The following is a 20,119-nucleotide window of genomic DNA, read 5'->3' as shown; positions in this document are numbered from 1 at the left end:
TTCACCGGGTCGGCGTAACCTCACGGGAAGCTCTGGTAACATGATGCAATCCAAACCTAGCTCAAAAACTTGTTCATTCGTGATCGGATACATTTGTGGAGACGAGATGAATCGAACGGTCGAAACGATTCTGCGGACGACGCCCCGTCGCCGCGGCCCAGCCCCGCTGATCGCAGCACTTCTAATCGGTTTGATTGCCGGACCGAATGCCCGTGGCCAACAGGCCGAACCTCTCGAGGACACGCCACCGGTTTCCAAGACCGACGTGCTGGAATGGGTCGATCAGTTGGACGCCCGCAAGGCGAGTGATCGCAGTGCCGCCGAAAAAGCTTTGATCGAGGCCGGTGCCGACGCGTTGCCGTATCTGCCTGAGTCGCGCCCCGAGTTCTCGATCGAAGCCAGCGAACGACTCTCACGCGTCAAAGCGGCACTGATGACGCTGAAAGCGAAAACACAGTCCAAGGCGATTCGAATCCGCTTGGGCGATGTCACGACGCTCGGCGAGGCACTGGAAGTGATCAGCCGTGAAAGCGAAATCGAATTCGAACACTCCGCCGACGAGTCGTTGCCCGTTCAATCGTCCAACGCACCGCTCTCGTTCTGGCATGCCGTCGATCTGGTGTTGGACCAAACCAACTTGGACATCAACCACTACGCCGGCGACCGCGAAACCTTGCAACTGGTTCCGCGTCAGGAGACCCGCCAATCGCGCGTCGACTCGGCGGCCTACAGCGGTGTGTATCGCATCGAACCGACCGCGGTCAGCGCCCGCCGCGTGTTCAACCAACCCGGGCAAAGCGGTTTGAACCTGTCCATGGAAATCACCTGGCAACCGGGGCTGACACCGATCGGGTTGACCATCCCCGTCGCACAACTCTCCGGCAAACTCGATGACGGTCAATCACTGAAACCCCAAACGACCGAAAACACCATCGACATCGCTGCCAACAGCGAATTGGCGTTCAGCGAATTTTATCTGCCGCTGGAACTGCCCACCGAAAGCCCGACCCGGATCGAATCGCTTCGCGGAACCATCCAATCCCTGTTGCCCGGCAAACGTCACACGTTTGAACTGCCGTTGACCGAAGTCGGCAGCAACCAAAACGTTGACGCCATGACGGTCACGCTCGAACGCGTCCAACGCAACGGAGCACTCTACGAGATTCGATTCTCGGTCGAACTCAAAGACGCCGACCGAGCCCTGGAAAGCCACCGCCAATGGATCTTTCAAAACCCGGTGTACGTTCGTGACGCCGCCGGGAATCGGGTAGAGAATCTAGGTTACGAACTGTACCGACAAACCGAATCCGGCGTCGGCATGGGCTACCTGTTCGAGATCGACAAACTCGAGGGTGCCAAACTCATTTATGAATCCCCGACCTCCGTTGTTCGCAACGAAGTCGACTTCGTCTTGCAAGACATCGTGCTGCCATGATCGCCCGTTCCCAGCCTTCGTCCTCATTCGTCGACCGCCAACCACACACCGCACGGTGGATTGACGGCGCTCTAATCGCGCTGCTCGTTCTGCCTACCACGCTGCTCGTTCTGCCTTCCACGCTGCTCGCTGAACCACCAGCGCTGCGGCCCACCGATCCGATCGCTTCGATTGACGGCGAACCCGTGTTCCTCGGCGAACTGCATTTTTTGCTCACCTCGAAACTGAAAGCGAACGACCTTTCGCAGGTGAGCCTGGACGTCCAGCGAGCGTCATCCGCGTTGCTCGTGCGGCAGCATCTGGCCATGAAGTCACTGCGTCAGCAGGGCGGTGCCAATCTGCAAGCGTTATTGGACCGCGATTGGGAAGAGTTCTTGGATGACCTGCGCCGCAAACGATCCAACCTCGACGAGTATTGCGCCCAACGGCGAACCGACGAACGCTCCGTTCGAAACGCACGTGACTGGGATTCCGCGTGGCGCCGCTATCTAAAGAGCAAGATGACCGACGCCAACTTGAAACGCTTCTACGAGCTTCATTCAGAAAACTATTCGTCCGCGCGATGGAACGTTTCGCATCTGTTCATTGAAGTGGACAAAGAGATCCCGGATGCCGAAGCCATCGCCGAACAGCGGATCCAGACGATCGCTTCGCAGCTCCAATCCGAATCTGGCTCGCCGGACAAATTGAAGAAACGATTCGCAGAACTGGCGATCAGCCAGAGCGAAGGCGCGACGGCCAAACAAGGCGGCGGAATCGGATGGGTGTCCAAGCCCGGGGACCTGCCGGCAGCGGTCATGGACGCGATTCGCGAAACCGAAACCGATGCGGTGTCAAAGCCCGTCCGCAGCCCGCTCGGCTTCCACCTGGTTCTGGTGCACGAAAAGCAAGTCGAACAGATTCCCTACGAAAACGTCGCCGATCTGAACCCGCTTCGCCGCGATGCCGCGAACGCGTTGTTCGACGCCCTGGTCGCTCACCAGAGCAGCGCCAAGGTGACGTGGTACATCAAATCGCTCCAGCCGCCCGGTGCGTGATGCCGGGTTTGACACGGAATCTGGCGAGACCTTGCCGTCGGCGCAAAAAAAACGCGTCCAGGAGGTTGGGGCAAAACCACCTGAACGCTAACGGTGTCGACTTGTCGTCACCGCTGTAGAAGAGGTTAATGCCAGAATGTTTCCCCGTCGAGTGGAAACTGTCGATCTTTCCCGCTTCTCTTAGGGAATCCGCCGCCACTCCCCACCCGATCGTCACAAATCGCCGTGTTCGCGTGGGAAAATGTCGGTCAGCCGCCACTTTCAGACGTCGGAAACGGAATTCGAGCTACTTGCTGCACCTCGGGCGTCGCGTAACAACCAAACGCCGGATGCTCGAACGGGGACGTTCGGTCGTCTCGGACTATCGATTGAATCGATGTTCCGAAATCAACGCCATGATGCCGGGCGCGACGCACGAGCGAGGGGTGCCGCGTGGCCCCTTGCTAACGCGTGCGGGCTACAATCAACAGGCCGCCCTGGCGACGGCAGCGACGCAACAATGGCCCCTACGCCATCAAACCGGTCAGTGCTCCGTCGCCACAGAAGTCGGGATTGCCGAACGTCGTCTCGGGCATTCCCATCCCTTCCAAGAAGCTAAGCAGCAATCGGTTGTGCGCGACTTTACCGAAGTCGTAGGCCTGGCCGAATTGAAAATCCAATCCGCCGCCGACCATCACGAAGGGAATGTCATTGCGGGTGTGCGAGTTTCCTTTGCCCAGCTCATTGGTCCAGACAATCGTGGTGTTGTCCAACAATGATCCATGGCCCGACGGGTCCGGCGTTTCTTTCATTCGCTTGGCCATGTACGCCACCTGTTCGGCATACCAGGTGTTGATGCGAATCAGCTTCTCGTAGGCTTCTTCGTTGCTGTCCGGTTCATGCGAAAGTCCATGGTGACCTTCGTTGATGTCCAACCACTTCATGCGCGGCTGACCGACGCTGTTGGTGATTTGAAAACTTGCCACGCGGGCAAAATCCGCGACGAAACTGTTGACCAACAACTCCGTCTGCATCTGCGTGATTTCGGGCATGTTGTCGTTCTGCTCTTCGATATTCGGAGGCAGTTTGGGGACGGCATGTCCGGCACCATCGTTTTTGGTCGCTGCGGCAAACTCGGTCTTCAGATCCTTTTCGACGCTGCGAACCAAATCCAAATGCAGGTCCAACAGTTGGCGGTCTTCGCTGCTGAGCGACTGGCTGACGCGTTTGAAGTCACCGGCCAAGTCGTCCAACACGCTGGCGAGCATTTGGCGATTCTTGGTTTGACCATACAGCTTGTCGAACATCTGATAGGGGTCGCTGATCGGAGCGACCGGTTGGTTTGCCCCGGCGTAGGACATCCGCGTCCAGGTGTCGGCGCGGTCGGGGACCATCACCCCAAACTCCAACGAACCGAAACGAGTTCGCGTTGCGGGATCGGCTTGCAATCGATTCTTGATGTGTTGATCGACGGAGATCCCCATCGACCAACCCGCGGGCGTATCACTTCCGCCCTGGATGTCTCCTGGGAACAATTCAATGCCCGTCAACAGGCATCCGATCCCACGCATGTGGCCGTCACCGTCACCTTGGATCTGGTTGCAAATCCCTTTGACGGTCAGCATTTGATCCTTGAATTCGCCCAGCGGCGCCAGGATACGTTTCAGGTCATAATCCTTACCGGTGCTGTCAGGCCAAAAGTGTTTCGGGATCACACCGTTGGGGCTGAACACGAACACCAATCGCCGCCGTCGCGCCGACGCTTCGGCCCCAAATGCAAGACTCGGCAGCCCCATCAGCAGGCTTGCCGCGGCTGAACTGACACCCAACTGCGCAAGAAACTCACGTCGATTCATTGAAGTTCTCCTTATTGAACTCGTCTGTCGCAACCACGACCGCGATTTCGACAATCAGGTGGCGGAGGTGAAAATCGCTCTCACGAAATCGTCTCACCAAGTCATTGGCAACCTCTTCACCGTAAGCGGCGAGCGGTTGTTTTGCAAAATGTTCGAAAACCCGTTCGACGAATGCCCGGTGGGCGTCGTCATTCTCGGCCAGAAACCGGGCCAAATCCTCGGGCGAGGCAAACTCGACCTGTTGGCCGTCACGCGTCACATAGCCGCCGGAAGCATCGATCGGCTTGCCTTTTTCGGTCGCACGATAGCGTCCCACGGCGTCATAGTTTTCAAGCGGAAAACCGAGCGCGTTGATCTTCTGGTGACAGACTTGGCATTTCGCTTCGCCGGTCTGAAGTTCGACCCGCTGTCGCGTCGTCAGGTCAGGGTGCAGTTCGGGATCGATCGGCGTAAACGCCTCGTTGGGCGGTCGGAGCGTTCGTCCCAGCACACGCCGAATCAGAAACACGCCGCGGTGAATCGGCGATGTCGTGTCGTAATAGCTCAAGTGGCCCATGACCAACGGATGCGTCAACACACCAAACGTTTTGCCCGCGGCCGGTTTGCTGCGCACGAGTTGGTGGCCGGTACTCTCTGACGCTGGCATCCAACCCTCGCCATAAAACGCACCGAGCCGCTCGTTGGTCCAATTCCAATCACGCAGAAACAGCTGTCGATAGTCGCTTGATTCGGACCAGAGCACGTCGCTGATCGTCGATTCCAGGGACCGCCGCAAGTCGAGCAGCAGGTGGGTGTCGAAACCGGCAAACTTTTCGGGGTCCTTGGAGATTTCCGCCGCCGGATCGACATCCAGCCAATCAAAGAACATCTCCATCGCTTTCCCGTGCAGTCGCGGATCCTCCGACATTCGCAGCGCTGCCTGACGGATCCGCTGTTCGACCTTCTTTTGATCTGACTTGGGATCGATGGCAAAGCTGTCCTTACCGGCCTGGTCTTGCAGCCAAGCGTCCGAGGGCAGCGAATCAAACAGCGTCAACGCCAAGCGCGTCGCAACACGCCGGCTGATCGGTGCCTGGTGGTCCAACGTGGGATACAAGAACCGCGGTGATTTGATGATCATCAAACAAGCCCGCGCGATCGCCATCTGATCATCTTCGACCGCGTCCACTTGATCGTCGACGTAAAGCCGTTTGGTTTCATCATCGATGGGACCACGAAATGCGACCGACGCCAACTCCGTCAGAAATCCTCGCAGCCGGCCGCGGTTTTCATCCGAATCCTTGCGGTGCTGTCGCTTGTACTGAGGCCACAATTCTTTGACCGCGGCGTCGCCAAACTCCAACGCCGCCGACGTGATCGCATCTTCCCACTGACGATCCACACGCGTTCCACGATCGTAGCCGTAACTGCGATCATCGGGCGGCAATTTGGTTTGCAGCGCGAATCCGCTCGGCAACGTCGACGGCAACAAGTACTCGTTCGGGATGACCGTTTCCGTTCCTCCCGGCGGCACCCATCGCAAGGAGAACTTCGCCGGTGGTTGTTCGGTCTTCCGTTTGCGTTGCGTGAAGTCGATTTGGATCGCGTACTGACGCCCACCGATCAAGTTCAACGTCCGACGGAATTCGGTTCGCCCTTCAGACTGGACATGATTGTCGATCAACACATGTTCGTGATGCCCGAAACGAACCTTCATCGAACACGTCGAGTGCACCACGATTTCGTAGCGTCCGGTATGCTCGACTTGCAGTGAACCGGACCAATGAACGTAGAACTCTTCCGGCGTCACACCTTCTACCGGCGGGTCGTGGCCGAAGTCGAAATCCAGCACCGGATCAACACGCTCGACCTTCAGGTGCTTTTTGTCCCAACGCCCGCTGTTGAAATAAGACGCACTCAGCCCACGTTCCTTGACACGGAACGGTGCGCCAAAGAAGTGTTGATAAAGGTCCGCCAAACTCTGTTGCAGTTGCGTGCCGGTGAGCCGTGAAAACTGCTGTCTGGCGGGGCGGTTTCTCAGCTGTGCCGCTTCGCCATAAAACGATTCGTAGATGAACTCCGCGACGGCTTTCGCGTCATCGCCGGTACACAGCTCGGGGTCTTCCTCGGGCATCGTGTCCGAAATGATTTCTGCCAACTCGCCGATCGAAGCGTCACCGACCAGCGGATCAGCGTATCCGTCCGTCTCTCCACGACCGCCTTCTCCATGACAGGACAAGCATTGCTGGGCGTAGATTTGTTGGCCCCGTGTCAATGTCGCTCGTGTCTGATCGTCAACCGGCGATTCGGCTGCCACCGGTTGGTGCCAAGCGATCCCCAGGGACAGCAAGACCACACCGATCGCTCCGAGCAACCGGAGTCGCCCTGTCGGGGCAAGCGGCGCGGCGGGGAGCCGTGCGGCGTCAAACGCTGGAAAGCTGTTCATAAAGTGACGCGGAACTGTGGTGGGGGATCCGATTCCAGATCCATCTCGCTGGGGTTGAATCAAATCATTGTTGATTCTTCGCGAGAGTGTAGATTCGAGCAAACCTGCCCATCGCAATCGCGGCCTGCCCACGTCGTGGCCGGACAGGGCAGGTCGAACCGCGACAGGTTCTGAAATCGGATGTGGGGCGTAGTAAGGTGGGTAATTTCACTACGCGTTTGGGGGTGGGGATCGAACCTCAACGGCCCGATATCGTGCTATTAAAGCAGATTATCGTCCGAGTTTGAATGGTTTTCGGCGGAATTCGGCCCCAATTTCCGTCCTTTGCAAAACGCGGGCCGTGAACGCCTCGTCAGTGGCCTGTTTCCGAACGATCGCTGAAATTCTCGTCAATTAGCTGGTGAAACGCCCCTTGGCTGATTTGGGGTGATTCTGCGATACTACGCCGCCAAAGTCGCAAACCAATCACTTTCACCACCCTTTTTCACAGGCAGCCAGACCCCCTACGGTGACCACCCTTTCGGCGTCCTTTATGCCGACGCGTCGCTGGCCCCGGGGAAAGACGTCTTGGCAAACCACTGACAGGATCACGAATGCTCAAGAATTTCTCGCCCAAGTCTCTTGGAATTAACGGACGCCAAAGCGAACTGATCGAACTCGCACTGACTTACGGCTTTGCGTCGATGGACATCGACATGTACGAGATCCTGCGTCGCTCGCAACGGACCACGGCCGATGACGCGGCAAAGTTTCTCAAAGCCGCGATGGGCGAAGGGATGGGACGTCTGGAGCAAATCGGGGGCTTCCAATTGGAAATCAACTTGGATGCCGACGATGACGCGTTCACCAGTCAAGTCGGGGCACTGCATCCGCTGACCGAACTGGCTGCTGACCTGGAAGCCAAACGGGCCTACATCAATTTGCCCGCTGCCACCGACCGCTTGCCCTACCACGAATACTTCACCACCCAACAAAACCGCCTGTCGCAGGTCGCCGACGTGCTGTCGGCCAAAGGGATTCAGCTGGGTGTTGGGTTTAACGCGAGCAAAGTGCTTCGTGAATCGAAAGAGTTTGATTTCGTCCGCAACGTCGAAGGCCTGATCGCCATCGTCAAAGCCGTCTCCAACCCGAACGTCGGCTACATCATCGACACCTGGGACTGGGCAGTCGGTGACGGCGGCATGGACCAACTGAGCGAAATCCCCGGATCCAGCATCGTTGCGGTCCGCTTGGGAACGCTGGCCGACGACGCCGATCCGTCCAAAGCCACCCGCTTGGATTGCGTGCTGCCGGCCGTCGAAGGCGGATTGAACCACGTCAATGTCGTCAAGCACTTGATCGCGACCGGATTCGAAGGTCCGATCAGCCCCTCCGCGTCGCCGACCCGCTACAAGGGCCAAACGCGTGAAAACACCGTCAAGGAAGCTCAAGAAGCGATCGACGCGATCTGCACCGCAGCGGGCGTAGAAGTCAAACCGCTGCCGATGGACTTGATCGAAGACATCCCCTACGAGCCGACTCCAGTCGCCTAGTCGGGACAAGGGCGGGACAAGGGATCACCCTCGGTGATCCCTAATCGTCATTTCCCGCACAATCTTTACCGGCCGCATCCATCTGGCCGGACTGCGGTCACTGAAACAGACATCGCGATCGCGCCGAATTAAGGCGCTCGTAGGGTTGGGAGAGATTTCCACTTACCCTTCTGAAGCATGCCATGTCTGCTGCGCCGATCCCCTGGAAACACATTCGGAACGTCCTGGTGCTCTTCGCGCCTCTTTGGATCGGAGCCGTTCTGGTCTTTGGCCTGATCGGCGTTTCCTATTCCTTCTTCACCTCGGACGTCTATTCCGCCCGCCAGCCACTGGTGGTGCGTGACGAAGCGACGCGTGCGGTCGACCGACTCGGCCGCTTCGCCAGCCAAACGGAACTCAAAGCGGCACAGGAAACCATTCTTGAAATGGCCCAAAACCGCGAAGTCGTGGCGGCGGCATTGCGCGAGATCGGTCCGCCCGATCGGCGATTGGACGAGGACTGGCCGTCGCTCTCCAAGGTCAATGGAACAATCCGATCGTCCGTCAATCTCTTGGCTCCGCAAGGCGCCGATTTCGGCAACACCGAAGTCGTCTATCTGGAAGTCAAAGCGGAAGACCCCGAGCGCGCCATCCAGTTTTGTCACGCCATGTTCGACTCCCTGACGAAACACTTGCGCGATGTCCGACGCGTTCGCGCCGATAGCGTGATCGTCGAACTGACCCATGCCCGCGACCTGGCGAAACAGAATCTCGACGAAGTGTCTTCGCGGATGCAAGAAATCGAAGTCCAATTTGGCGCCGACCTTGGCGAGCTGCGCAATCTGAACGACACCTACGGCGGCGACAGCAGCTACCGGCGTTCACTGGTGGCCACCAAAGAACAGTTGCAACTGGCCGAATTGGAACTTGAAAAGCTCCAGTCACTGCATGCGTTGCTCGTTGCCGGCTCGAAAGACCCGACCAAGTTATTGATCAGCGGAGGCGATCTACTCAACAGCCAACCGTCGTTGCAGCGATTGAAAGATGGATTGATCGACGCCCAACTGCGGGCCAGTCAACTGTCCGGCGTCTACACGTTGGAGAACCCGAAACGCAAAGCCGCGATCGCGACCGAACGAGAGATCCGTGAACGCATCATCCAGGAAACCTTGTCGGTGATCGCTTCCATGCAGCCGATGCTGGAATTGCAGGTCACCCAAGTCAAAAAGCTCTCGGAAAAGGTCAACAACCTCTCCGACAAACTGCAAATGCTGGCCGAAGCGCGGACCACGTACGCCGAGATCGATTCCGAACTCCGACAGCGATCAGAACAATTGGCCGAAGCAGAACAACGACTCGTCGATGCCCGGGCCAGTCGATCGGCAGCGCTGTCGACCAACCTGGTTGCCGAACTCGGGCCACCACAAGTCTCCGACAAACCGCTGGGACCGGGCACGACGACGATGACGTTTGGATCGATGATGGCCGGATTGATCTTCGGACTCGGAGCTGTTTTCTTGATCGCCCCAGGCCCGACTCAGTCACACGGACGCCGGCGCTGGACCGATCATCTGGAAGGCCAGAACCGTCGCGCCGAAGATCGAGCCCGCTTGGCCGAACAAAACCGCCGCCGCAGCGACGACACCGCGGCCACTCCCCCCCCAACCCCAGCATCCGACGGAACCTAACACCCCAGCGGGACGCGTCAGCGACCGGCACCCCAGCGGGACGCGTCAGCGACCGGCACCCAGCGGGAAGCGTTAGCGACCGGCGCGTACCCACAACGCACAACCCTCACGCGCCACTGGCTCACGCCACGTGCTGGGATCACGTGCTGGCAATCCCGATGCGGGGTGAACGGGACTTCCATTCTTTCGCTATAACGATCGTCAGACGATTCACCAGAGAATCGCGTCGATCCATCGCGGTGCGTCGCCGGAGCAACGCCACCGTTCTGCCTTTTTGAGATGTCATGCCGGAGCAGTCGAATCCGACCGATTCAACGCGACCATCGGTCCAGGGATACTACGCGCGGTTCGTCCGCCGCGTGGACCTGTCGACGCAAATCTTGATCGCACTGGCCTTGGGCATTTTCGGTGGCCTGTTCGCCGGCGAGCTGTGCGCACCGCTGGCGATCATCGGCGAGGCCTTTGTGGGACTGTTGCGGATGACCGTGCTGCCCTACATCTTGGTCACGCTGGTCGTCAGCCTGGGTCGACTCAGGCTGCGTAGTAGCCGTCGGTTGGCCCTGATCGGCGGGACGGTCCTGTTGGGCCTGTGGGCGAGTTGCTTGGCTGTGGTTTGGGTGATGCCCACGTCGTTTCCCGAATGGAGTGCGGGATCGTTCTTCAGCACCGCGCTGATCGAAAGCCCCGAGCCGCTCAACGTCCTTTCCTACTTCATCCCTGCAAACATTTTTGAGTCGCTTTCGAACAACCAGGTACCGGCCGTCGTGCTGTTCGGCATCTGTTGCGGGTTGGCGTTGTCCAAATCACGCAATCGCACGATCGTCTTAAGCCAACTCGATGTCGCCGCCGACGTGTTGCTGCGGATCAGCAAGTTCATCACGCGGTTGGCACCAGTCGGAATCTTCGCGATTGCCGCAAGCACCGCGGGGACCGTCTCACTGGCCGAAGTCGGACGGCTTCAGGCGTATTTGGTGGCCTACACCGCCGGTGCCGTCTTTCTGGGTTTCGTCGTGCTTCCGTTGCTGGTGACGACATTGACCCCGTTGACCTATCGACAAGTTTTGTTCGTCGTCAAAGAGCCGATGTTGACCGCCTTTGCCACCGGAAAGCTGATCATCGTGCTGCCCATGCTGATCGAAAACACCGAACGGCTTTTTGAAACACAGGTCAAGATCGACGGAAAAGATGAATCGCCGACGATCGATCTGCTCTACGGAACCGCCTATCCGTTTCCCCATGTCGGCAAACTGTTGAGCATGCTGTTCATTCCGTTCGCGGCATGGTTCCTGGGCGCCCCGATCAAGGCGTCTGAGTACCCGGGCTTTCTCTTTTCGGGGTTGTTTTCATTCTTCGGTGGGCCGATCGTCGCCATCCCGTTCCTGCTGGACCAAATGCAATTGCCGCATGACATGTTCCAGCTGTTCCTGGTCTCCGGCGTCTATGGCGAACGTCTCGGTGATGCCGTCGGAGCGATGCACCTGTGCGTGTTGACATTGATCTCGATCTTCGGTTTCAACCGTTTGCTGCGTTTTCAGTTTTGGGGATTGGCCAAATACGCGTTGGTGGTCTGCGTTTTCGGGATCATCATTCTGGTCGGCGTGCGACTGGTTTTGTATCGAGTGATCTCGATGGCCGACAACAAATACGACGTCATCGAGCGGATGCAGTTACTCGAACAGCCGGTCGAAAACATCGTCATCAAACAGCCCCATCCAAATCCAGAACCCCTTCGCGACGGAGAATCTCTGCTCCGACGGATCCGCCGCCGCGGTGCCATCCGCGTCGGTTACAACGAAGACAAACTGCCCTTCGCCTACTTCAATCATCGCAGAACGCTGGTCGGCTATGACGTGGAAATGGCCCACTCTCTCGCCCGCGACCTGGGCGTCACCTTGGAACTGGTGCGATTTGATCGGGACACGCTGGTCGCGCAACTCAACGCCGACCACTTCGACATCGTCATGTCCGGACTGGTGGGAACGCTGGAACGCGCCCAAGCGATGGCGCACACAGAAAGTTACATGGACGTCAACTTGGCATTGGTCACCCGCGACTTTCGGTCCAACGATTTCCGAACGCTCAAACGCATCTCGGCCCTGGATGACTTGCGGATCGGATTCGTTGACGTCAGCCGCGGTTTCGTCAACCGAATCAAAACCGCGCTCCCCGATGCCACGCTCGTCGAGATCGCCGACAATCGAGATTTCTTCATCGGCAATCATCCCGACCTGGATGCCCTACTGATCAGCGCCGAGAGCGGCGCGGCGTTTACGTTGATGTACCCCCGATTCGAAGTCATCATCCCGACGGAACTGCAGGCCAGCTTGCCGCTGTTTTATGCCGTGGGAAATCGAGACGCCCAGATGCGCGACTTCCTGGAGTATTGGGTCGGTTTGCGTCAGAAAGACGGCACCGCCCAAGACTATTACGACCACTGGGTGCTGGGCAAAACCAACGGCGAAAACGAGCCCCGCTGGTCCATCCTTCGCGATTACCTGGGTTGGATTCACTAGTGGACCAGAACGTTATTCGCCGGCCCCTCTGACGACGAAATAGATCGCCACCGCCACCAACGCGATCGCGACAAAGACGTGGAACCGCTGCGTCGAAAGTCGACGGCTGAAAATCGCGCCGACTTGGATGCCGATGATCGCCATCGGCGCAAGCGCCGCCGATTGCACCAGCGTTTCTTGATCAATAAACCCACGCACCGCGAGCCCCGTGACTTTGTAGAGCGACACCGCGAACAAGAACTGATTCAAGAACGCTTTGAATCGGGCCTGTTCCCAGGGCTGTGACAACGCGTACGCGGCGACGGGCGGCCCCGCGATCGTGACGGCACCGGCCAAAAAACCACCCAACGCGCCGGCAAACCATGACGATCCGCCGCTCGATTTCATGTCCATCTTTGCCCGACGCCGATTCCGAAAACTGATCCCCACCATCGCCAGAATCGCCAACCCCGTTCCCCGGATCAACCAGTCCGGCGAGACCCACTCGAACGCCAACAACCCCAACGGCATGCAGATCGCCGCACCGACCAACGCGCGCCACAGCGCAGACCAATCAGCCCCGTCGCGATACGCCCACGCGGCCATCATCAACACCGGAACACTGGCCGTTGAAATGACCACGTGCGATTGGCGAACTTCGACGACCAACGGCAACAGTGTCACCGCGACGATTCCGAACCCGAACCCGATCGCGCTGTGGACAAATCCCGCCGCCAATGCGATCACGCCGATGTACAAGAAAACGGTCAGGTCGCCAGAAAACATCAGTTCTCGACCAGGTCTCGCTGCTTGGTTTCCGGCAGTGTCAACATCACCACGATGCCCACCAAGAACAACGACGACAACCACCAGACGGCGTGCTGAAGCGAGATATCTTCACGCCCTTTCAGCCAGCCGGAAAAGAACAGCACCGGGACCGCCAACAGACGTCCCCCGTTAAAACAGAAACTCGCTCCGGTCGCGCGAATGTGTGTCGGAAACAGTTCCGGAAAATAGATCGCATAACCCGAGTGCATCCCCAACGTCAGGAACCCGAACACGGGCAGGATGAACAGCATCTGTGTGTACGTTTGCGGCAGAAAACACACAACGGGCACGATCAACAAAGCCAAAATGTGATAGGCGATAAACGTCGGCTTGCGGCCGAAACGGGCGCACAGCGGACCAAACGCCAGCAAGCCCGCACCTCCGCCGGCCGCTTGCACGATGCCATAGGCAAACTTGCTCTTCGCCCCGGCGGCTTCGGGATCGCTGCCGAGCGACAACAACAACGCTCTGACGAGGTCCTGGCCCGCAACCGTCACCGACCAAAACGTTCCCAATCCGACCGCGGCCAACAACATCCCACGAAACGCCAAACCGTTCCATTTCGGGTTCAACAGCAGATCGCGAAAACTGCCGGACTTCTGCCCCACCTCGCTGTTCCGAATCGCCTGCCAACGCTCGGGTTCTTTCACGCTCGCCCGCACCCAAACGATCAGCAGCGCGGGCAGCACCCCCAGCAGGTAGGCATAGCGCCAGTGGCTGCCGACCAGAATCCCCGACAGCGCTGCCAGCCACGTTCCCAAGATGCTGGAAGCATGAAAAATCCCCGCCGCCTGGGCGCGCGCTTTCTTGGGAAACACCTCCGCCACCAAGCTTGCCGCGACCGCCCATTCACCGCCGATCCCGAGTGCGACGAGAAAACGCAACACTCCGATCACGTAAATGTCGTTGGCGAAATAGGTCAATCCTGAAAAGACAGAGTACATCAGGATCGTCGCGATCATGATCGGGCGTCTGCCCCATCGGTCGGCCAGCGATCCGAACAACAGCCCGCCGATCGTCCCACCGGCCAGGAAGATGGCCAAAAAATTGTCGCCCCACGCCTTGGCCGCCGCTTCGTCACCATCCAACACTTCCAGCAACATGTCGCTGCGAGTGATGTTAAAGATTTGGCCTTCATAAACGTCGAAGACCCAACCCGCGCAGGCGATGATCAGAATCAGCCACTGGTAACGCGTTACTCCATCGTACCAGCGACCCGATGAATTCTCGCCGGGGTCCAACACAACCGGTTCGCCCGGACGATCGACCGACGGCTCCTCGGGATTCCGTTTTTCGTCATCCATTTCGGTTAACCCACTGCGTCAAAGGCATGCGTTCGCATTTCCGCCAATGACGCCAACACCTTGCGAGTTCCCTGGAAAGGACGCCGCGCGTGCATCGCCACCGTGTTGTCCAGCAACACGATGTCTCCGGCCTGCCACTGATGGTCATAGGTGAGTTCTTCGGAGAGCTGAACGGCCACGTTGACGGCGTCCGGATCGAGCTTCGTACCGTCGCCATGCCGGATCGCGTCCGACGGGTCGTTGCGTTCATCCTTCCAACCGCAATAGGCCGCGATCAACTGATTGAAGAACGTTTTCTGCCCCGGTGAAACTTCCATGACGGCGGGCAATTGCGGCGTCGTCGCTTTCAAGCAATCGTCGGCCAACCATTCAAAGCGGTAACCCAACTCGCCGAGTCGAGCCTCCGCTTCCGCCTTGGTTTCCACCCCCAGCGTGCTGTGCCAGCTTCGTCCCATCCCAGATTTTGCGTCGTCAACTCCAGGCATCACGTTGGTGTAACGCAATCCGGTCGATTCACACTTGGCCGCAAACTCCGGACACTGCTCGGCCAGTTTCGCAAACAGAATATCGCTTCGGCACAACGGCGTCGCACCGCCGGATTCCGGCGCGGTCTCACAGTAAAACAGAATGTACTTGGGATACAGCGGCGTTTGAGCCATCTCGTGGTGAAAAAAAATCTTCACCTCCGGCGGGGCTTCGTTGGCGGAAAACACCCGCGGCGTCCGGTTGATGCGGACCGCGTTGGACAGCGACTTTGCATACGGAAAATTTTCGAGATGGAGCGCCTGAATGAAGGCATCGAACTCGTCCACCGTCGGGGTTGGAAACCCGCGAAACGCCACCGCGCCGTGCTGACTGGAAAGCGCCAACAAGTCTTCACGACTTTCGGACACCCAATCGATGAATTGATCCAGCGTCACCGCGCCTTCGTCACAGGTCATCGCCAATGGAAACAACGAGTCATTCTCGTTTCGCTGACCGGGAACCGCAGCGTCACGCATACCTTGAAGGGGAGTCATGAATACCGGTGCAATGAAGGAAGGAGGGAGGGCGGGACAGCATTCAAGCCGCACGAATCAACAGCTTACCCGATGACGACCAGCTGGTGTTACACTGTGACCGTGGCGTCAGCTTGCGACTCGCATCTCCCTCCCCAGAGCACCACCATGTCAACGACCAGGCGAATTTTTCTGGCACGCTGTGCGTCCGGCATCGCGGCCACCACCGTTGCCTATCAAACGGACACCACGATTGCGGCCAAAAACGATCGGCCGGTGTTCGGACTGATCGGCGCCGGCTGGCAACCGGAAACCAAACGACAAGGCCGCGGCATTGCGATCGGCACCCAAGCCGCTTCACTGGCCGACATCCCCGTGATCTGCGAACTCGATTCGGTCGCCGCCGACTTTGCGAACCAAAAAATCTGCGGCGGCAAAGCGACGATTGTGGACGACTACCGCCGCGTCCTGGATAACCCATCGATCGAAGCAGTGTTGATCGCCACCCCGGATCACTGGCACGCCAAAATTGCCATCGAAGCGATGCGGGCGGGCAAAGACGTGTACTGCGAAAAACCCGTCGCTGTGACGATCCAAGAAGGCCAGTGGCTGCGCAAGGTCGCACAAGAGACCGGCCGAGTGTTCCAGGTCGGCACGCAGCAACGGACCGAATACGACCAACGTTTTTTGAAAGCGATCGCGATGGTTCGCGACGGCCGCGTCGGCAATCTCCGACGCATCCATATCGGACTGGGCCCGGGATGGAAGGGTGGCCCGTTCGCCACCGCCACGCCACCGACGACGCTCCAGTGGGAACGCTGGCTCGGTCCCGCACCGCTGACCGAGTACATTCCCCAGCGGACCCATCGCACGTTTCGGTGGTGGTTCGAATACGCCGGCGGGCAGCTGTGCGACTGGGGAGCCCATCATGTCGACATCGCACAATGGGCCATCGGCCAAGAAAATGGTGGACCGGTTTCGGTCGGCGGGACCGCCACGATGAACCAGCCGCTGCGGGGCGGCATGCCGACCCGAAGTGACATGTACAACACCCCCATCGAGTTTTCGGTGACGTGCAACTTTCCCGGCGGCATCGAAATGCTGATCGACTCGACGCGGAATGGAATCACCTTTGAAGGGGACCGCGGACGCTTCTTCGTCAATCGGGGGACGCTGGAAGGCATCCCGGTCGACGCGTTGAAAGATCAACCACTCGACGACGATGCGATCACGAAGTTGTATCGAGGTAGGCAACCGACGTCGCACATGCAAGACTTCGTCGACTGCTTGAAGACGCGTGACGTGCCGATTTCCGATATCGCGACGCACCACCGCGTGTTGACGACCTGCCACCTCGCCAATCTGGCCTTGCGGTTGGGCCGCACCGTTCAATGGGATGCCGAATCGGAACGTGTTGTAAGCGACGATGAAGCACACGGGTTGATGTCGCGGGCGTATCGCTCCGGCTACGAAATTGATTCCGTCTGACTGTTCGGCCTCCACAAACCTTTTGCCGCGTGAGTCTTCTTACTTCCAATGCCCTTCCTCACTTTTTCAAACACACGATGAATTTGGTTCGATATGGATTGATCGGATTCGGCGCCTGGGGAAAACACCATGCCGATGCGATCACCAAAGCACACAACGCCGAGCTGATCGGGATCGCCGCGCACAGTCAGGCGACGGCCTCCGACGCGTCGCAAGCGTATCCCGACGCCTTCGTCACGACCGACTATCACGCCCTGCTCGCACGCGACGACTTGGACGTGATTGACGTCGTCGTCCCCAGCTATCTGCACCACGAAGTCGCCACGGCGGTGCTCCAGTCGGGCAAGCATCTGTTGCTCGAAAAACCGATGGGCATCGACCTGGACCAATGCGACTCAATGATCGCATCAGCTGAAAAACACGATCGATTGCTGTGCGTCGGTCACGAGCTGCGATTGTCGTCGATGTGGGGCAAGGTCAAGGAGATGATCGAAGACGGGTTCATCGGCACGCCGCAATATTGTCTGGTCGAACTGTCCAGAAACCCGTATCGTCAAGGCGCCGGCGGTTGGCGTTACGACATCAATCGGGTCGGAAACTGGATCCTGGAAGAACCGATCCACTTCTTCGATCTTGCACGCTGGTACCTGGAATCGGCGGGCATCCCCCAGTCGGTTTACGCGACGGCCAATTCTCGAGATCCGGAGCGTCCCGAGTTGCAAGACAACTTCAGTGCGATCATGCACTTTGCCGGCGACGCCTACGCCGTCGTCTCACAAACGCTTAGCGCGTTCGAACACCACCAAACCGCCAAGGTCACCGGCAGCAAAGGCGCGCTGTGGGCGTCCTGGAGCGGGGCGATGGATCGGACCCGACACCCGACGTTCAAGTTACGCGCCTTCGACGGCAACGAAGTGGTCGACGTGCCGATCGAAAAGCCGACCGGAGAGCTGTTCGAATTGGAAGACCAGATCGTCCGCGTCGCCGAGGCGATTCAGACCGGTCGCCCGCTGCATTGCACCGCCCAAGACGGACGTTGGTCGGTGGCAATGTGTTTGGCCGCGTCGGCCTCGGTCGCCAGTGGTGCGAAAGAAATGATCGATCAAGGATGAGTCACCGAATTGACATCGTCGGTATCGGCGTCTCCGTTTGGGACAGCCTGATGCTGGTCGATTCGCTGCCGCAACCCGGTTCGGTCGTTCAGGCCGAGCGGCACGTCGAAGGCATCGGGGGTGGGATCACCGTCGCGATGGCGACCGCGGCACGACTGGGTTCTAAAACCGCGCTGATTGATTCTCTCGGCGATGACCCGGCGGGAATTCGAATTCACCAGACGCTCGGCGCCGAGGGCATCGACACGCAAGCGGTCGCCCGTCACGCGGGGTTGACCAGTTCGGCCGCGTCGATCTGGTCCGAACGACGATCCGCCGAGCGGACGATCGTCTTTTCGCCCGGCTCAGCGTGTGAACGGTTGCAGTGGACGCCGCAAATCGAGCAGCTCATTTCGCAATCCAAGATCCTGCATTTCAATGGACGGCACGGCGAGATTTGCTTGCGGGCGATTCGCGTCGCCAAAGAGTGTGGAGTCAAGATCTCGTTCGACGGTGGGGCGTATCGCTATCGCGCGGAGATTCTGCCGATGCTCCGCGCCGCTGATTTCGCGATTCTGGCGCGGCAGTTTGCCGAAGCGCATGTCCGATTGCCGGCCGACTCCCTGCGCCGCCTCCCTGCAATAGAGTTGGCTGAATCACTGATGGAGGAACTCGATTGCGAGATCGTCGCGGTCACCGACGGACCGGCGGGAAGTGATTGGGTCACGCGAGACAGAGCGAGTTTTCACCAGTCGGCGGTTTCACCAGAATTGGCGGTCGATACGACGGGTTGCGGTGACACTTTTCACGGCGCGTTCCTGCACGGCTACGCACGAGGGCAAGAAATACGCCAAGCAGCGGAACTTGCTGCGCAGGTGGCGTCGGAGAATGCCCGACGCCTTGGTGGCTTGGCTTTCGCTACCAGCCCATGACCATGTTCGATTCGATCATTTTGCGAGCCTGATCGAGGTCGCTGCCGGTTTCCATCCGGTACAAACGAATCGCATTGACCTTGTCACCGGCCGATCGATTCAGACATTCGCGGGCGACCATGCACGGATCCAGCGTGGTGTTGGTCAATCCCAACGCGCCCTTACTGATCACCCACGTGTCGCGAGGACGTTTGGTCAGCCGGACAACCTCATCGTGGGGATAGGCGTCATGGACCACATCACGAGCGGCATCTTCGTTCTCTGCCCAGGTGATGATGATGTGGGAATTAGTTTCTATTTCAAAAAGTGGCATTTCCAGTTCTCCGTGCGAAGAGGGCTCGCCGGGTGGTGGGCCGACCGGACCGGTCAACGGTCGGTCCCAACAAATGATTCTAGATCTCTCGTGATTCTACGTCGCCAAGCTGTTATCGGTTTACACCGCTGCCTTTCAAGCACAAAAAGCCGAAAGCGACGGCGCATCCGGCGACAATTCCCCAGTGCGTGGTGGTCATTTGGCTCGAATACGTGGTCAATTCGTTGCCGACATCTCGGATCAAGTCGCTGACGGAGGCCAGAACGGGCGGGTGAACGCTAAAAAACATGGCGACGATTTTGGGGCGAGTGAACGGGCAATCGAAAACAAGGCGTGGATTTTCGCGACTCGGCACGCAATCCACCGTAAAAATGCTAGGTCTCCACCAAGCATCGAAAGACAAAATCTGACCGCTGTGCAGAAATCCGAAGGGTCACGAACGCGGTTTTTTAGGCAAAATGCGACCAGCCAAAACAATCCGACCCAGAACGTTAAAGAAAGATATGCAAATGAGCCGAAGCATGGTCTTGCGGCGGGATCGACCATCGATATAATCCCGCATCCACGAAGGATGGCACGCAACATTTTGCGAACCAAACTTCGGCGCGGTAGCTCAATTGGTTAGAGCCCCGGACTGTCGATCCGGAGGTTGCGGGTTCGAGTCCCGTCCGCGTCGCTATCTTAAAATGCCGTGATACCCCGGCCGGAACGCCCCTGAGCGTGACCACCTCTTTAGTCTGCG

15 protein-coding genes and 1 tRNA gene are annotated in these 20,119 nt (G+C 58.6%); 9 read left to right on the top strand and 7 right to left on the bottom strand.

Features of this window, described 5'->3' with window-relative positions; all coding sequences use genetic code 11:
* Window positions 1-106 precede the first annotated feature (106 nt).
* A complete protein-coding gene (locus TBK1r_RS04310) occupies window positions 107-1,435 on the top strand; it encodes a hypothetical protein (RefSeq protein WP_419580951.1) in 1,329 nt (442 codons plus the stop codon).
* Entirely contained in the window at window positions 1,432-2,472 is a 1,041-nt protein-coding gene (locus TBK1r_RS04305; RefSeq protein ID WP_145207690.1) for a peptidylprolyl isomerase, read from the top strand. The genes TBK1r_RS04310 and TBK1r_RS04305 overlap by 4 nt, the downstream gene beginning before the upstream one ends.
* Before the next feature lie 506 nt (window positions 2,473-2,978).
* On the opposite strand, the gene TBK1r_RS04300 is transcribed toward TBK1r_RS04305, so the two are convergent.
* Complete coding sequence (locus TBK1r_RS04300; RefSeq protein ID WP_145207689.1) at window positions 2,979-4,307, bottom strand: DUF1552 domain-containing protein; 1,329 nt, start codon at window positions 4,305-4,307, stop codon at window positions 2,979-2,981.
* Entirely contained in the window at window positions 4,294-6,732 is a 2,439-nt protein-coding gene (locus tag TBK1r_RS04295; protein ID WP_145207688.1) for a DUF1588 domain-containing protein, read from the bottom strand. Before TBK1r_RS04295 ends, TBK1r_RS04300 begins: the two co-directional genes overlap by 14 nt.
* 593 nt (window positions 6,733-7,325) lie before the next feature.
* Here TBK1r_RS04295 and TBK1r_RS04290 point away from each other — a divergent pair.
* From TBK1r_RS04290 to TBK1r_RS04280, 3 genes are all read left to right on the top strand, one after another.
* Window positions 7,326-8,264 carry a TIM barrel protein gene (locus TBK1r_RS04290; protein ID WP_095742103.1) on the top strand — a complete coding sequence of 313 codons (939 nt, stop codon included), beginning with the start codon at window positions 7,326-7,328 and terminating at the stop codon, window positions 8,262-8,264.
* Between the two features lie 182 nt (window positions 8,265-8,446).
* Window positions 8,447-9,931 (top strand): GumC domain-containing protein, encoded by a 1,485-nt coding sequence (locus TBK1r_RS04285; protein ID WP_145207687.1) that lies wholly within the window; start codon window positions 8,447-8,449, stop codon window positions 9,929-9,931.
* A gap of 284 nt (window positions 9,932-10,215) precedes the next feature.
* Window positions 10,216-12,444, top strand: coding sequence for a cation:dicarboxylate symporter family transporter (locus TBK1r_RS04280; RefSeq protein ID WP_145207686.1), 2,229 nt, complete (start codon window positions 10,216-10,218; stop codon window positions 12,442-12,444).
* A gap of 12 nt (window positions 12,445-12,456) precedes the next feature.
* Here TBK1r_RS04280 and TBK1r_RS04275 read toward each other — a convergent pair whose 3' ends face one another.
* Genes TBK1r_RS04275 through TBK1r_RS04265 form a run of 3 tightly spaced genes read right to left on the bottom strand, consistent with a single transcriptional unit; the run spans window position 12,457 to window position 15,574 of the window.
* On the bottom strand, window positions 12,457-13,209 hold the full coding sequence (locus TBK1r_RS04275) for a sulfite exporter TauE/SafE family protein (protein WP_145207685.1): 753 nt from the start codon (window positions 13,207-13,209) through the stop codon (window positions 12,457-12,459).
* Window positions 13,209-14,555 carry an MFS transporter gene (locus tag TBK1r_RS04270; RefSeq protein WP_145207684.1) on the bottom strand — a complete coding sequence of 449 codons (1,347 nt, stop codon included), beginning with the start codon at window positions 14,553-14,555 and terminating at the stop codon, window positions 13,209-13,211. The genes TBK1r_RS04275 and TBK1r_RS04270 overlap by 1 nt, the downstream gene beginning before the upstream one ends.
* Before the next feature lie 5 nt (window positions 14,556-14,560).
* On the bottom strand, window positions 14,561-15,574 hold the full coding sequence (locus tag TBK1r_RS04265) for a TauD/TfdA family dioxygenase (protein WP_145207683.1): 1,014 nt from the start codon (window positions 15,572-15,574) through the stop codon (window positions 14,561-14,563).
* 147 nt (window positions 15,575-15,721) lie between these two features.
* On the opposite strand from TBK1r_RS04265, the gene TBK1r_RS04260 reads away from it, so the two are divergent.
* The 3 genes from TBK1r_RS04260 (at window position 15,722) to TBK1r_RS04250 (ending at window position 19,064) form a co-directional block, all read left to right on the top strand.
* Window positions 15,722-17,041, top strand: a complete 1,320-nt coding sequence (locus tag TBK1r_RS04260) for a Gfo/Idh/MocA family protein (RefSeq protein WP_145207682.1) — start codon at window positions 15,722-15,724, stop codon at window positions 17,039-17,041.
* A 77-nt stretch (window positions 17,042-17,118) separates the two neighbouring features.
* Window positions 17,119-18,153 (top strand): Gfo/Idh/MocA family protein, encoded by a 1,035-nt coding sequence (locus tag TBK1r_RS04255; protein ID WP_145207681.1) that lies wholly within the window; start codon window positions 17,119-17,121, stop codon window positions 18,151-18,153.
* A complete protein-coding gene (locus TBK1r_RS04250; protein ID WP_145207680.1) occupies window positions 18,150-19,064 on the top strand; it encodes a carbohydrate kinase family protein in 915 nt (304 codons plus the stop codon). The genes TBK1r_RS04255 and TBK1r_RS04250 overlap by 4 nt, the downstream gene beginning before the upstream one ends.
* On the opposite strand, the gene TBK1r_RS04245 is transcribed toward TBK1r_RS04250, so the two are convergent.
* Entirely contained in the window at window positions 19,051-19,377 is a 327-nt protein-coding gene (locus TBK1r_RS04245) for a DUF6793 family protein (protein ID WP_145207679.1), read from the bottom strand. The two genes, TBK1r_RS04250 and TBK1r_RS04245, sit on opposite strands and share 14 nt — an antisense overlap.
* Before the next feature lie 112 nt (window positions 19,378-19,489).
* A complete protein-coding gene (locus TBK1r_RS38255) occupies window positions 19,490-19,666 on the bottom strand; it encodes a hypothetical protein (RefSeq protein ID WP_161501623.1) in 177 nt (58 codons plus the stop codon).
* A 313-nt stretch (window positions 19,667-19,979) separates the two neighbouring features.
* Between TBK1r_RS38255 and TBK1r_RS04240 the strand changes: the two genes are divergently transcribed.
* Window positions 19,980-20,053: transfer RNA gene (locus TBK1r_RS04240), tRNA-Asp, on the top strand.
* The last annotated feature ends 66 nt before the right edge of the window (window positions 20,054-20,119 follow it).

Origin of the sequence: Stieleria magnilauensis, from assembly GCA_007753675.1 — a bacterium.
GTDB lineage: Bacteria > Planctomycetota > Planctomycetia > Pirellulales > Pirellulaceae > Stieleria > Stieleria magnilauensis.
This window is presented reverse-complemented; position numbering and strand designations above follow the sequence as displayed.